Source organism: Nocardia sp. NPDC051990 (assembly GCF_040680755.1).
Classification (GTDB): Bacteria; Actinomycetota; Actinomycetes; order Mycobacteriales; family Mycobacteriaceae; genus Nocardia.
This window is the reverse complement of record NZ_JBFAXH010000007.1, coordinates 275,023-288,524: the sequence shown is the minus strand read 5'-3', so window position 1 is coordinate 288,524 and position 13,502 is coordinate 275,023. Positions and strand designations below refer to the sequence as shown.

General features: G+C 68.0%; 11 protein-coding genes. 10 read left to right on the top strand and 1 reads right to left on the bottom strand.

The genetic code is table 11. From position 1 onward, the window contains the following. Window positions 1-60: 60 nt before the first annotated feature. The gene (abaF, locus tag AB0L63_RS16710) at window positions 61-1,434 is read right to left on the bottom strand and encodes a fosfomycin efflux MFS transporter AbaF (RefSeq protein ID WP_364500932.1); all 1,374 of its coding nucleotides are present in this window, start codon (window positions 1,432-1,434) and stop codon (window positions 61-63) included. Between the two features lie 270 nt (window positions 1,435-1,704). Here abaF and AB0L63_RS16705 point away from each other — a divergent pair, with 270 nt between their 5' ends. The 10 genes from AB0L63_RS16705 to AB0L63_RS16660 all read left to right on the top strand — a co-directional run bounded on the left by AB0L63_RS16705 (window position 1,705) and on the right by AB0L63_RS16660 (window position 13,462). Then, window positions 1,705-2,616, top strand: a complete 912-nt coding sequence (locus AB0L63_RS16705; RefSeq protein WP_364500929.1) for a dihydrodipicolinate synthase family protein — start codon at window positions 1,705-1,707, stop codon at window positions 2,614-2,616. A 63-nt stretch (window positions 2,617-2,679) separates the two neighbouring features. Then, the gene (locus AB0L63_RS16700; protein WP_364500926.1) at window positions 2,680-4,152 is read left to right on the top strand and encodes an aldehyde dehydrogenase (NADP(+)); all 1,473 of its coding nucleotides are present in this window, start codon (window positions 2,680-2,682) and stop codon (window positions 4,150-4,152) included. Further along, window positions 4,149-5,372 carry an FAD-binding oxidoreductase gene (locus AB0L63_RS16695; RefSeq protein WP_364500923.1) on the top strand — a complete coding sequence of 408 codons (1,224 nt, stop codon included), beginning with the start codon at window positions 4,149-4,151 and terminating at the stop codon, window positions 5,370-5,372. Before AB0L63_RS16700 ends, AB0L63_RS16695 begins: the two co-directional genes overlap by 4 nt. Next, the gene (locus tag AB0L63_RS16690) at window positions 5,369-5,701 is read left to right on the top strand and encodes a (2Fe-2S)-binding protein (protein WP_364500921.1); all 333 of its coding nucleotides are present in this window, start codon (window positions 5,369-5,371) and stop codon (window positions 5,699-5,701) included. Before AB0L63_RS16695 ends, AB0L63_RS16690 begins: the two co-directional genes overlap by 4 nt. Continuing rightward, the gene (locus tag AB0L63_RS16685; protein ID WP_364500919.1) at window positions 5,698-7,143 is read left to right on the top strand and encodes an FAD/NAD(P)-binding oxidoreductase; all 1,446 of its coding nucleotides are present in this window, start codon (window positions 5,698-5,700) and stop codon (window positions 7,141-7,143) included. The genes AB0L63_RS16690 and AB0L63_RS16685 overlap by 4 nt, the downstream gene beginning before the upstream one ends. Window positions 7,144-7,154: 11 nt before the next feature. After that, window positions 7,155-8,144 carry a proline racemase family protein gene (locus tag AB0L63_RS16680; protein WP_364500916.1) on the top strand — a complete coding sequence of 330 codons (990 nt, stop codon included), beginning with the start codon at window positions 7,155-7,157 and terminating at the stop codon, window positions 8,142-8,144. Between the two features lie 137 nt (window positions 8,145-8,281). After that, window positions 8,282-9,643 carry an amino acid permease gene (locus AB0L63_RS16675; protein ID WP_364500913.1) on the top strand — a complete coding sequence of 454 codons (1,362 nt, stop codon included), beginning with the start codon at window positions 8,282-8,284 and terminating at the stop codon, window positions 9,641-9,643. Between the two features lie 62 nt (window positions 9,644-9,705). Continuing rightward, window positions 9,706-10,398, top strand: coding sequence for a GntR family transcriptional regulator (locus AB0L63_RS16670; RefSeq protein WP_364500910.1), 693 nt, complete (start codon window positions 9,706-9,708; stop codon window positions 10,396-10,398). Between the two features lie 261 nt (window positions 10,399-10,659). After that, complete coding sequence (locus AB0L63_RS16665; RefSeq protein WP_364500908.1) at window positions 10,660-11,886, top strand: hypothetical protein; 1,227 nt, start codon at window positions 10,660-10,662, stop codon at window positions 11,884-11,886. Window positions 11,887-11,992: 106 nt separating this feature from the next. Next, window positions 11,993-13,462, top strand: coding sequence for an SDR family NAD(P)-dependent oxidoreductase (locus AB0L63_RS16660; RefSeq protein ID WP_364500905.1), 1,470 nt, complete (start codon window positions 11,993-11,995; stop codon window positions 13,460-13,462). The last annotated feature ends 40 nt before the right edge of the window (window positions 13,463-13,502 follow it).

Genomic DNA, 13,502 nt, shown 5'->3' with positions numbered 1-13,502 from the left:
GGCCAAGGTGTCCGGGCATCGCCAGGAACTTCGGATCAGGCCGGTCGCCGCGAGCGTCGATCATCTCGCGGACTCCGCGTCGACGGTCTGCAGGGACTTGCCGACCGTCTCCTTGGCCAGACCGACGGCGACCACCGAGATAGCCGCCGCCGCAACCAGATACAGTGAGATCGGCACCGAGCTGTGGAAGCTGTCGAGCAGGCTGACGGCGATCAGCGGTGCCAGCGAACCGGCCATGATCGGCGCGACCTGATAGCAGAACGACAGCGCGGTATAGCGGACGTGGGTCGGGAACATCTCCGTCATCAGCGCGGAATACGGTGCGTAGGTGAGTGATTCGATCGCCAGCCCCAGCGTGATCGCGATGATGATGACCGCGTAGTTCCCGGTGTCCATCATCGGGAACGCCACGAATCCCCATCCCGCGGTGAGCACGGCGCCGGTGAGGTAGACCGGCCTGCGGCCGATCAGATCCGACAGCAGTCCGGCCGCCGGAATCATGAAGAAGTGCAGCAGATGCGCCGCGAGCAGCAGCGCGAGGATCGGCGCCGTGTCCACATGCACCATCAGCTTGAGATAAGTGATCGAGAAGGTCACCACGGTGTAGTAGAGGATGTTCTCGGCGAAACGGGCGCCGATGCCGATAAGCACCTCGCGCCAATGGAAGCGCAGCACCTCGACGATGCCCAGTGACCGGCGCTGATCCGCCTCGAGCCTGGCCTGCGCCGCACGGAAGATCGGCGCGTCGTCGACGCTGGAGCGCACCCAGTAGCCGATCAGCACGACCACGGCGGACAGCCAGAAACCGATGCGCCAGCCCCAGGACAGGAACTGCTCATCGGACAGGTTCGCCGACAGCACCAACAGCACCACGGTCGCGAGCACGTTCCCCAGCGGCACCCCCGATTGCGGCCAACTTGCCCAGAATCCGCGGCGATCGTCCGGGCTGTGTTCGCTGACCAATAGCACCGCACCGCCCCATTCGCCGCCGAAGGCGAAGCCCTGGATCAACCGCAGCGTCACCAGCAGGATCGGCGCCCAGTATCCGATCGCGTCGAAGGTCGGCAGACAGCCCATCAGGAAGGTCGTGACACCGACGACGACCAGGCTCAGCTGCAGCAGCGCTTTGCGACCGACGCGATCACCGAAATGTCCGAACAGCAGCCCGCCGAAAGGGCGGGCGAGGAAGCCGACCGCATACAGCGCGAAGGCCGCGATGATGCCGTCGACGGCGTTTCCGCTGGAACGGAAGAACACCTGACCGAAGACGAGCGCCGAGGCGGTGCCGTAGAGGAAGAACTCGTACCACTCGGCGACCGCGCCCGCCATGGCCGCGGCGACGATGCGACGTAGCCCGGCGGGCCCCGATCGCGTCGCGCCGGGGCGAGCCGCCGCTGCATCCGGCGTGGTCTCGGTGTTGTCGAGAGCGGTCATGGTGTTCACCTTTATCGGGATCGAATGGCGCGTCGGATGAGCCGACCACCGGGAGAATCGGGTCCCCTTTGCGCCGATCGGCGGAGATAGATGGGAGTAACCCGCACACTGTGACGTGTGACATTGCACAATAGAGAAGTGGTGTCGCTCACGCAAGGGATTGCGTGACTGCCATCACTCGCGTTACATTCAGTGCAATGTCACACCGTACTGGTGTGGCTCGTCGACCGGGCGTAGGTTTCCCGGACTCCCACACAGATGGAGGCGCACATGTCCGAAATGACCACATCGGCCGAGATCAAGCCCTGGCACGGGGTGTTGGTTGCGACGACCCTCCCCTTCACCGCCGACTACGCCGTCGACTACGACGCGTACGCCGAACACGTGCGGTGGCTGGCGGCCAACGGCTGCCACGGGGTGAGCCCGAACGGATCGCTGGGCGAGTACCAGACCCTCAGCGACGAGGAGCGGGCCAAGGTCGTGACGACGGCCATCTCGGCGGCCCCCGAGGGATTCACCGTGATGCCCGGCATCGCCGCCTACGGCGCGCTGCAGGCGCGCAAGTGGGCCGAGCAGGCCGCCGAAGCGGGGGCGCAGGCCGTAATGCTGTTGCCGCCCAACACCTATCGCGGCGGACGCGATTCGATCCTGGATCACTACCGCACGGTGGCACAGGTCGGACTGCCGATCGTCGCGTACAACAACCCGATCGACACCCGTATCGACCTGACCCCGGACATCCTGGCCGAACTGCACGGCGAGGGTCTTATCGTCGGTGTCAAGGAGTTCACCGGCGACGTGCGGCGCTTCTACGAGATCAAGGAGCTCGCCCCCGAACTCGACGTGCTCGTCGGCTCCGACGACGTGGTCATGGAACTCGGCATCGCGGGCGCGGTCGGCTGGGTGGCCGGTTACCCGAACGCCATCCCGCAGGTGACGGTGGAGCTGTACAACGCCGCGGTCAACCGGGACCTGGACAAGGCGCTGCCGCTGTACCGCAACCTGCACAAGCTGCTGCGCTGGGACTCGAAAACCGAGTTCGTGCACGCGATCAAGCTGTCGATGGATCTGGCCGGACGCGCCGGCGGCGCGTGCCGCCCGCCGCGGGTACCGCTCGCGCCGGAGCTTGCCGAGAAGATCGCCGCCGACACCCGCGAGGTGCTGGCTCAGGGCTACCGGTAGTCGAAAGACGCACGGCAACTGGTGAATTCGGAAGTGGTGAACACGGGAAGTGAGGAGCAGGCGATGACCGGAAGCATGGTCGAATCCGTTGCCGATACGACCGAGGACGAGGTCGATGCCATCGTCCGCGCGGCAGCTGGGGCGGCGGCCCCATGGGCGGCGCTCGAGCTCGCCGACCGGGCCCGGGTGTTGAGGGGCATCGCGGACCGGCTCGACGCGCAGGCCGCCGAGCTCATCCCGCTGGCGATGCGCGAAACGCATCTGAGCGAACCGAGGCTGGTCGGCGAACTGAAACGGACCAGCTTCCAGTTGCGGCTGTTCACGCAGACGGTGCTCGACGGCGAATTCCTCGACGTACGCATCGACGCCGCCGACGCCGATTGGCCGATGGGCGCACCGCGGCCGGATCTGCGCCGGATGAACATCCCGCTCGGGCCGGTGGTCAACTTCGCGGCCAGCAACTTCCCGTTCGCCTTCTCCGTCGCCGGGGGCGACACCGCCGCCGCGCTGGCCGCCGGATGTCCGGTGATCGTCAAAGCCAGCCCTGGCCACCCGATGCTGTCACGCGCGGTCGGCGCCCTCGTCGACGCGGCGGTCGCCGAAGCCGGTGCGCCGCGCGGCACCTTCGGTCTGGTCTTCGGCCGCGACGCCGGGGTGCAGGCGCTCACTCACCCGGACGTCGCCGCCGCGGCGTTCACCGGCTCGACCGCCGGCGGCCGAGCGCTGTACGACCTCGCCTCCCGCCGTCCGGTACCGATCCCTTTCTACGGCGAGCTCGGCTCGATCAATCCGGTGTTCGTCACGCCGGATGCGGCCGAAGCGCAGACCGAGGAGATCGCCACCGGGTTGCTCACCGCAGTGAGTACGAGCGCCGGGCAGCTCTGCACCAAGCCAGGGCTGGTCGCGGTGCCCGCGGGCGCGCCGGTGCTCGGCAAACTGGCCGAGCTGATCCGCACCCGGCCGATGCCGACCGGGCAGCTGCTCAATGACGCGATCGCGGACGGGTTCGCCCGCGCCGTCGAGCAGGTGCGCGCACACCCTGATGTGGAAGTGCTGGGCGGCGGCGAATCCGACGAGGCCCTGCTGCTGATCACGACGGCCCGGACGGTACTCGCCGATCGCGACCAGCTGATGCACGAAATGTTCGGCCCGGCAACACTATTGGCGACCTACCAGGACACTGCGGAGCTGCTGGAACTGGCCAGCGCGCTGGACGGACAGCTGACTGTCTCCGTCTTCGGCGAGCACGCCGACGACACCGCACGCGCGCTGCTCACCGCCGCCGCAAGCGCGGCCGGTCGGGTGCTGTGGAACAGCTGGCCCACTGGGCTTTCGGTGACCTACGCCCAGCAGCACGGCGGGCCGTACCCGGCGACTACCGCACCGGGCTCGACGTCGGTGGGCACCGCGGCCATCGCGCGCTTCCTGCGTCCGGTGGCCTACCAGTCGGTGCCCGACGACCTATTACCACCGCCGCTGCGGGCGCAGAATCCGCTCGCCGTGCCGCGGTCGGTGAACGGGGCGCGCGCGCAATGACCGGCGAGGCGTCCCTGCGAGGTACCGATGTGCTGGTCATCGGCGGCGGCATGATCGGATGCGCGCTCGCGGACCGGCTGACGCTGGCCGGTGCGTCGGTGCGGGTCTGCGAGGCGGGCGGGGTTGCGTCCGGCACCACCTCCCACGGCGAGGGAAACGTACTTGTCTCCGACAAGGGGCCGGGACCCGAGCTGGAACTCGCGCAGCTGTCACGGCGGCTGTGGCCCGACGTCCTCGAACGGGTCGCCGAGCGGCTGCCCGCCGACGCGGCGGCCATCGAATGGGAACCCAAGGGCGGCATCGTCGTCGCCACGACGGACGCGGGAGCCGCCGCGCTCACCGCATTCGCACGTGGTCAGCGCGCGGCGGGCGTGTGCTGCGAAGACCTCGACGCGGATCGGCTCGCGGCGGCCGAACCCGCGTTGACCAGGGACGTTGTCGCCGCCATCTACTACCCTGACGACGCGCAGGTGCAACCGGCCGGCGCCGCGGCCGCCCTCATCGGGTCGGCGGTCGCGGCGGGCGCGGCGGTCGAGACCGGCTGTGCGATCACCGGCCCGATCCTGCGCGGTGGGCGGCTGATCGGCGTGCAGACCACCAAGGGAGCGCGGCACGCCGACGTGGTCATCAACGCGGCCGGCCCCTGGTCGGGTTCGGTATCGGGCCTACTCGGCGCGCCGATCGCGGTCCAACCCCGCCGCGGCGATGTACTGATCACCGCGCCGATGCCGCCGACGGTCTTCCACAAGGTCTACGACGCGGACTATGTGGGCGCGGTGGGCAGCTCGGACGTGGCGCTGCAATCGTCGGCGGTGGTCGAATCCACCCGCGGCGGGCCGTTGCTGCTCGGATCGTCGCGGCGTCAATGCGGTTTCGACAACCGGTTGCGCCCCGACAGCCTCGCCGCCATCGCTCGCAAGGCGATGCGACTGTACCCAGTGCTCGCCGATGTCGCGATCATGCGTGCCTACGGCGGCTTTCGCCCGTACGTCGACGATCACCTGCCGGTGATCGGACCCGATCCGCGACTACCCGGACTGTGGCACGCGACCGGCCATGAGGGAGCCGGAATCGGCCTGTCGACCGGCACTGCGCAACTGGTCGCGTCCGCGCTCGCCGGTCGACCGGACGAGGTCGACATCGCGGCCTTCGCCGTCGACCGCCCGGCCGTCATCGCCACCCGCTCTACCGATCCACGCACGGAGGACGTATCCCGATGAGCCCCATCGTCATTCCCCCGGCCGCAGACCCGGTCGGCCGCGCCGACCGGCCCCTGACGATTACCGTCGACGATCGCGAAGTGCTCGGCGTGTACGGACAGACGCTCGCATCGGTGCTGCTAGCCAGCGGCCGCTCGGATTGGCGCACCGCGCCCACCGACGGGCCGCGCGGCGTGTTCTGCGGCATCGGTGTCTGCTTCGACTGCGTCGCCACCGTCAACGGCGTCCCCGACGTTCGGCTGTGTCTGCGCCCGGCCCGCGACGGCGATTCGGTCACCACCCAGTCCCGCATCACCCGGCCCGCCGAATCCGAACGGGGGGCGCGATGAGCAGACATGTGGTGGTGATCGGCGGCGGCCCGGCGGGCACGGCGGCTGCGGAATCCGCGCTGCGATATGGCGCGACCGTCACGCTGATCGATTCGAACGAGGAACTCGGCGGCCAGTACAACCGGCGCATCCCGGCCGCATACGGCGTTCGCCGCCCGCTCAGCATCGGACACGGATACGTCGCCGCGGATCGACTCGCACGGCTGCTGATCGATCATCCGCGGTGCGAGTACCTGTCGTTGGCCTCGGTCTACCAGATCGAGCGGCACCACGAGGGCGGCTGCCCCGCCGTCCGGCTGCTGCTCGGCGCCGAGGGTGACCGGCGGACTCACCGGGTGGTGCAGGGCGACGCACTGGTGCTGGCCACCGGCGCCTACGACCGGGTGTGCCCGTTCCCCGGCTGGGATCTGCCCGGCGTCTACACCGGCGGTGCCGCGCAGACGCTGGCGAAGACCCAGCGGGTGTTGGTCGGCAAGTCCGTATTGCTGTCGGGCACCGGCCCGTTCCTGCTTCCGGTCGCGCAGTCGCTTGCCGTGGGCGGGGCCGATGTCCTCGCGGTGCTCGAGGCCAATCCAGGCCGCCGGCTCGCCCGGCAGTGGGCGGCCCGACCCTGGCAGCTGCGCCACAGTGCGGGCAAGGCAGCCGAGCTGATCGAGTACATCGCGTGCGGGGTGCGGCACCGGATCCCGCTACGCACCGCCCATGCGGTGGTCGCGGTCGCCGGCAACGGACGAGTCGAGCAGGCCACGGTCGCCCGACTCGACGAGAACTGGACGCCGATACCCGGCAGTCATGCCACGGTGGCCGTGGACGCGGTCGCGGTCTCGCACGGATTCACCCCCCAGCATGAGCTGGCAGTCGCCGCGGGCGCGCGACTGGACGCGGACGGATTCGTCCGCGTCGACCACACCCAGCGCACCGGCGCCGATGCCGTTTGGGCGGCCGGGGAGATCACCGGCATCGGCGGCTCCCAGGTCGCCGCCGTCGAGGGGGCAGTGGCCGGTATCGCGGCGGCGGGCGCCGACCCGACCGCGGACCGGGCACTGCGAGCCAGACACCGCACCGCCGAACAGTTCGTCGCGCGCCTGGCCGCCGCGCACCCGATCCGGCCCGGCGTGCTGACCTGGGCGCGACCCGAGACCGTGATCTGCCGGTGTGAGGGCACCACCCGCGGCGAGCTGGCTGCCGCCTGGGCCCGCGCCGCGGGCGACAGCTACCGGCCCGCCAAACTGGCCACCCGCGCCGGACTCGGCCCGTGCCAGGGCCGCATGTGCGCGGCGAACGTCGAGGCGCTGCGGGGCCGATCGTGTTCCGACAGCGCCGAGCCGTCCGCCGTGACCGCTCCCCCCGGTCTCGCGGCCGCCACCCCTGCCTGGCGTCCGCTGGCCACGCCGGTGCGGCTCCGGGAACTCGCCGACCTCGACAGCGAAGGACACTCCTGATGCGCAGCTCTATGATCATCTCCGCAATCGACACCCACACCGAGGGGATGCCGACCCGCGTTGTCACCGGCGGGGTAGGCACCATTCCCGGTGACACGATGGCCGCCCGGCGGATGTACTTCGCCGAACACCTCGACGGACTGCGCAAACTGCTGGTCAACGAGCCGCGGGGCCACGCGTCGATGAGTGGGGCGATCCTGCAACCGGCCACCACCGACGACGGCCACTACGGTGTGCTGTTCATCGAGGTCAGCGGGCTGCTGCCGATGTGCGGGCACGGCACCATCGGCGTGGCGACCGCGCTGGTCGAGGCAGGCATGGTGCCGGTCACCGAACCGGTCACCGAGATCCGGCTCGATACCCCCGCCGGGCGGGTGGTCGCGGAAGTGGCCGTCAGCGGCGGCCACGCCGACTCGGTCACTCTGCGCAATGTGCCCGCGTACTGCGATAGCCTCGACAACACCGTCGAGGTGCCGGACCTGGGCACTGTGCGCTACGACATGGCCTACGGCGGCAACTTCTACGCCATAGTCGACCTCGGCTCGCTCGGGCTGCCGTTCGACCGCGCGCACAAGGACCGCATCCTGGACTCTGGTCTGCGAATCATGCGGGCCATCAACGAGTTCCGGCGCCCGGTCCACCTCGCCGACGAGCGGATCGCCGGGTGCAAGCATGTGCTGTTCCTCGATCCGGCCTCCGAGTCCGCGCATACGCGCCACGCGATGGCCATCCATCCGGGCTGGTTCGACCGGTCGCCCTGCGGCACCGGCACCTCCGCGCTCCTGGCTCGCCAGCACGCCCGTGGGTTGCTGTCCGGTGACCAAGTGCTGCACAACGATTCGTTCATCGGCACTACCTTTCGTGCACGCGCGGTCGACACGACCACCATCGGCGATCGCCAAGCGATCGTGCCCGCGATCACCGGACGTGCATGGCTGACCGGGACGGCGAACTACCTGCTCGATCCGTCGGACCCCTTCCCTGAAGGATTCATCTTCTAGCGCAAGACATTTCGCACACGGCCCCGTCCACCACAACCCATCTCCGCCATCGCCACACCCCGAAAGGCCAGTCCATGTTGCGAGTCGGCAATCGACCCCCGCGCCCACCGATGACCCGAAGCGGGGTGCTGCGACGAATGCCCGTCACCGTCGCGGACGCCGGCGACTTCACCAAGAGCATGGGCCTGTGGCAACTCGTCGCGCTGAGCCTCGGCGGGCTCGTCGGCGCCGGTGTGTTCTCGCTGGCTGGTGTTGTGGCCCATGAGGTTTCCGGCCCGGCGGTGCTCATCTCCTTCCTCATCGCGATCATTGCCTCCGGCGCGGCCGGCCTGTGCTACGCCGAGTTCGCGGGCATGGTCCCGAAGGCGGGCTCGGCCTACACCTACTCCTATGTGGCACTCGGCGAGATCATCGGCTTCATGATCGGGTGGGATCTGCTGCTCGAATACACCGCCATCGTGTCGGTGGTCGCGATCGCGGTGTCCGGCTATCTCAACTACATCACCCACTACATCGGATTCGACCTGCCCACCTGGGCGCTCGGCGCGCCCGGCACCGGGTCCGGACACAAGGTCGACCTGTTCGCGGTGGTGCTGTGTCTGCTGCTGGCGTTCCTGCTCTCGCGTGGCACCCGTGAATCCGCCCGCGTGCAAACCGGACTCGTCGTGGTGAAGATGGCGATCGTCGCCATCGTGGTCGTGGCCGGCGCGTTCCACATCAAGGCGGGCAACTACACGCCGTTCTTCCCGTTCGGGGTCGGCGGCGCGGTTTCCGGTGCGGCGCTGGCGTTCTTCGCGGTGTACGGCTACGACGCGATGAGCGCGGCCGCCGAGGAATCCACAGACGGCAAGAAGCTGATGCCGAAGGCCATCATGATCAGCCTCGGCATCGCCTCGGTGGTCTACCTGTTGATCTGCCTGGTCATCGTCGGCATGGTGAACTACACCGACATCAATGTCTCCTCGCCGTTCTCCAGCGCGTTCGACACCGTGGGAATGGGGATTCTGGGTCTGGTCATCGCGGTCGGGGCCGTCATCGGCGTCACCACCTCCGCGTTCGCGAATATGCTCGCCGTTACCCGGGTCGGCTTCGCGATGAGTCGAGACGGTCTGCTGCCTTCGTACTTCGGCAAGAGCAGCCCCACCCGCAAGGTACCGACCCGGGTGATCTGGCCAGTCGGCATCGTCTCGGCCCTCATCGCCGGATTCCTGCCGATCCGCGAGGCCGCCGAACTCACCAACGTCGGAATCCTCATGGCGTTCATCGTCGTCGCGCTGGGCGTGATGCGGCTGCGTCGGACCCGGCCGGACGCCGATCGAGCCTTCCGCACCCCGTGGGTGCCGGTAGTGCCGTTGATCGGGATCGGGTTCTCGGTCTGGCTGATAAGCCACCTCGACTGGGTGACCTGGCTGCGTTTCGTCACCTGGCTCGTGCTGGGTCTGGCACTGTACTGGGGCTTCGGCTACCGCAACTCGAAACTGAACACGACGGAGGGCTAACTATGCTGGAAGCCGCGGGCCCGCCCAGAGGAGAAACCCGGAGCGCATTGATGATTGAACGATTGGACACTCGCAAGCGGCCGACGCTGCGTGAGCACGTCCTGGACGCGCTGCGTGCGGCGATCATCTCTGGCGAACTCGAACCCGGAGAACTGTACTCGGCGCCGTGGCTGTCGGAGCGGTTCGGCGTGTCGCCGACACCGGTGCGCGAGGCGATGCTGAATCTGGTCAAGCAGGGGCTCGTTACCTCGGTGCCGAACAAAGGCTTCCGAGTCACCGAGACCTCCGATCACGATCTCGATTCCATCGCCCGCATCCGGATGCTGCTGGAGCCGCCCAGTGTCCGCTCCATAATCGGAGAGATCCCCGACGCCGACATCCCGGGTTTGCGCGCGCAGGCCGACAAGATCGTCGACGCGGCCAAACGCGGCGATCTGGTCGAATACGTCGACGCCGATCAGCGGTTCCATCTGATGCTGCTCGACTATTGCCATAATCCCCGGCTGTCGCAGATCGTCAGCGATCTGCGCGCGCAGACCCGGCTGTTCGGTCTCGCCTCGCTCGTCGAGCGCGGCGAACTGGAGAAATCGGCGCAGGAACATCACACGATCATCGATCTGATCGAACGCAAGCAGGGCGAGGATGTCGAACTCTTCCTGCGCCGCCATATCGGGCATGTGCGCGGCATCTGGGCATCCGGCAACACGGTCGAAAACCGCGTGGAGAGCCGCCGGAAATCCGATAGGCAAGAATAGCTTCGAGTTCGACCTTTGCGGCGTGGTCGCGGCCAGGCGGGTTCGCTGCCGGATTCCGCTACTAGCGCACGCTGAGTGGATCGGTTGTGGCGCTGCCCGATTCACGCCGATCACTGGCTGCCGGTGACCGAGCCGCTGCTCGTCGCCGAGGATTGCCAACGTCGTCGACGATCTGCGCGCGGCCAACGCCAGCATCCCGCACTGACCGCATTGGTCCCACCAGCGGTGGGTGGCAGGCAAACAAGGTGGTACCTTGCGCGCATGACTGGACCGGGGGAACAACAGAACCAGCCCAACGACGCTTGGTGGGCGCAGGAGCAGCTGCAGCAGCAGAGACCGCAGTATTCACAATCGGATCCGACGATGGTCGGGCAGCCGGGTCATCAGCTGCCGTCGCAGCCGGCGGTTCCGGTTGCGGGACCGCAATCCGGCGCTGCCGAGCAGCAGCCCGCCGATCCGACGATGGTGCGGCAGCCGTTCGATCAACCAGGAGCCGCGCCCGCCGGATACCAACCGGGGACCGGATATCAGCAATCGGGATATCACCAGTCCTCGCCGGGATATCCGCAGCCGGGGGCACCCCAGGTCGCGGGGGGATACCCGCAGAGTAATGCCCCGCAAGCCGCACCGGGATTCCAGCAACCCGGGGTACCACACGCCGCGCCGGGATTCTCGCAACCCGCATTCGAGCAGTCCGCACCCGGATACCCGCAGGGCGCACCGGGTTTCCAACAGCCCGGGTATCAGCAACCCGCCGGATTCCAGCCCGCGCCCGGATACCAGCAACCGGCACCTGGATATCAACAGCGGCCCACATCCGGTGGCAAAGGCTGGCTTTGGGCGCTCGCCGCGGTCGTCGCCACCTCGGCGGTATGGGCGGGCGCGATGTTCGCGATCGGCGCCTTCGACGCGGGCAAGGCCGATATCAGCAAGGACGCCGACCTGCGCGGCTATAAGTACATCGACAATCTCTGCGATATCACCGACACCTCGCTCTACACCAGCGCCGGCTTCACCCTGTCGAAGACCGATTCCTCGGGTGATACCTACCCGAAGCACGAGGGCTCCAAGCACGCCGCGGTCGACTCGATGGGGTGCGATATCCGCTTCACCCCGTCCGCGACCGAGAAGTACGAATACGCCGCGATCTATACCAGCGCGCAGGTACACAAGCAGACCAATCCGGGACCGGAATTCACCGCGTCGTACGAAACCTGGACCCAGACCGAATACGGCAAGGACGCGAAGGTCGACAAGGTCTCCGGACTCGGTGACGAGGCATATGTGGTCACCGGCAAGCACAGGTCGGACGATCCGACGGCCGATGTCTCACTGGCCGTGCGCGACGGCTGGACCATCTACCACATCAGCTGGTCGCAGTATTCCTCCAGCACGTCGAAGTCTCCGGGCAAAATCCTCAGCGCGTCCGAGGCCACCGAAATGCTGAAGAAGACGGCTTCCTCGACCATGAGCAAACTGCGCAAATAGCTGGCGTCCGGTCGGTGCGGGACCGCCCGCGCCGACCGGTCCAGATTTCGGATGCGACAATGACCGGGTCAACCTCCCAGATCACGAAGGATCAACCTGCATTCCGATGGTCGAGAACACCGTGTCGACGTCTACCGCACCAGCGCCGAGCGGGACCGCCATCGACCCCGATGAGCTGGCGATCTGCCTGCGGGTGCTGGAACAGGCCGCGCGCTTGGACAAGGACGATCCGGATTCGGTCACGGTACAGCGCGCTGTCGGCCATATGTTCAAGAAGTTGAAGCAGCGCAGGCGAACCGAGGCCAGGGATTCGGTCGCCGAGGCGGACCAGGCCGTGGTCGCGGCGACCGCGACCGGATCGCCGAATCGGATCGATGACGAAACCGCCGGCATTGCGCTGACCTCGAATGCGGTGGGCGCGAGCGCGGGCACGCTGATCCGGCCGCGCCCTTGCTATATCTGCAAACAGCGCTACACCCGAGTCGACGCGTTCTACCACCAGTTGTGCCCGGACTGCGCGGCCAGCAGCCACGCAAAACGGGACGCCCGTACCGATCTCGCCGGAAGGCGCGCCTTGCTGACCGGCGGTCGAGCCAAGATCGGCATGTACATCGCGCTGCGGCTCCTACGCGACGGTGCGCACACCACCATCACCACCCGCTTCCCGAACGACGCGATCCGCCGCTTCGCCGCCATGGACGACAGCGCCGACTGGCTGCACCGGCTGCGCGTCGTCGGTATCGATCTGCGGGATCCGGCCCAGGTCGTCGCGCTCGCCGATGATGTCGCTGCGCAGGGACCGCTGGATATCCTGATCAACAATGCCGCCCAGACCGTGCGCCGGTCCCCCGGCGCGTACAGCGCGCTGGTCGAGGCCGAATCCGGGCCGCTGCCCGCGGGTGCGCTGCCGGATGTGGTGACCTTCGGCAAAACCATGCAGGCGCACCCCACCGCACTCACCGCATCCCTGACTCCGACGCTGTCCTCGGCCGAGGTGGCGGAACTGGCCTTGGTCGCGGGATCGGCCACGCCGGAACGCATTTCGCGCGGTATCGCCATCGATGCCGGTGGTCTGGTACCGGATCTGGCGCACACCAACAGCTGGGTACAGACCGTCGCCGAGGTGGACCCGACCGAACTGCTCGAGGTCCAGCTGTGCAATTCGGTGGCGCCGTTCATTCTGGTTTCCCGGCTGCGCCCGGCCATGGCGGCTGCCGCCGCCCGCCGCAAATACGTCGTGAACGTCTCCGCCATGGAGGGCCAGTTCTCCCGCGCGTACAAGGGCGCGGGCCACCCCCATACGAATATGGCCAAGGCGGCGCTGAATATGTTGACCCGCACCAGCGCCCGCGAAATGTTCGAACAAGACGCCATCCTCATGACCGCCGTCGATACCGGCTGGATCACCGACGAACGCCCGCACTACACCAAGATCCGCCTCGCCGAAGAGGGCTTCCACGCGCCCCTGGACCTGGTCGACGGTGCTGCCCGGGTCTACGACCCGATCGTCCAGGGCGAAACCGGCACCGACCTCTACGGCTGCTTCCTCAAGGACTACCAACCCTCGCCCTGGTGATCCTGCTGGCCGAGACCGTACGCGCCCAGGGATACGCTGG

What these genes read in the sequence shown, in the direction of transcription:
- abaF (WP_364500932.1), bottom strand. Translation starts at nt 1,434, where the DNA reads ATGACCGCTCTCGACAACACCGAGACCACGCCGGATGCAGCGGCGGCT.
- AB0L63_RS16705 (WP_364500929.1), top strand. Translation starts at nt 1,705, where the DNA reads ATGTCCGAAATGACCACATCGGCCGAGATCAAGCCCTGGCACGGGGTG.
- AB0L63_RS16700 (WP_364500926.1), top strand. Translation starts at nt 2,680, where the DNA reads ATGACCGGAAGCATGGTCGAATCCGTTGCCGATACGACCGAGGACGAG.
- AB0L63_RS16695 (WP_364500923.1), top strand. Translation starts at nt 4,149, where the DNA reads ATGACCGGCGAGGCGTCCCTGCGAGGTACCGATGTGCTGGTCATCGGC.
- AB0L63_RS16690 (WP_364500921.1), top strand. Translation starts at nt 5,369, where the DNA reads ATGAGCCCCATCGTCATTCCCCCGGCCGCAGACCCGGTCGGCCGCGCC.
- AB0L63_RS16685 (WP_364500919.1), top strand. Translation starts at nt 5,698, where the DNA reads ATGAGCAGACATGTGGTGGTGATCGGCGGCGGCCCGGCGGGCACGGCG.
- AB0L63_RS16680 (WP_364500916.1), top strand. Translation starts at nt 7,155, where the DNA reads ATGATCATCTCCGCAATCGACACCCACACCGAGGGGATGCCGACCCGC.
- AB0L63_RS16675 (WP_364500913.1), top strand. Translation starts at nt 8,282, where the DNA reads ATGCCCGTCACCGTCGCGGACGCCGGCGACTTCACCAAGAGCATGGGC.
- AB0L63_RS16665 (WP_364500908.1), top strand. Translation starts at nt 10,660, where the DNA reads ATGACTGGACCGGGGGAACAACAGAACCAGCCCAACGACGCTTGGTGG.
- AB0L63_RS16660 (WP_364500905.1), top strand. Translation starts at nt 11,993, where the DNA reads ATGGTCGAGAACACCGTGTCGACGTCTACCGCACCAGCGCCGAGCGGG.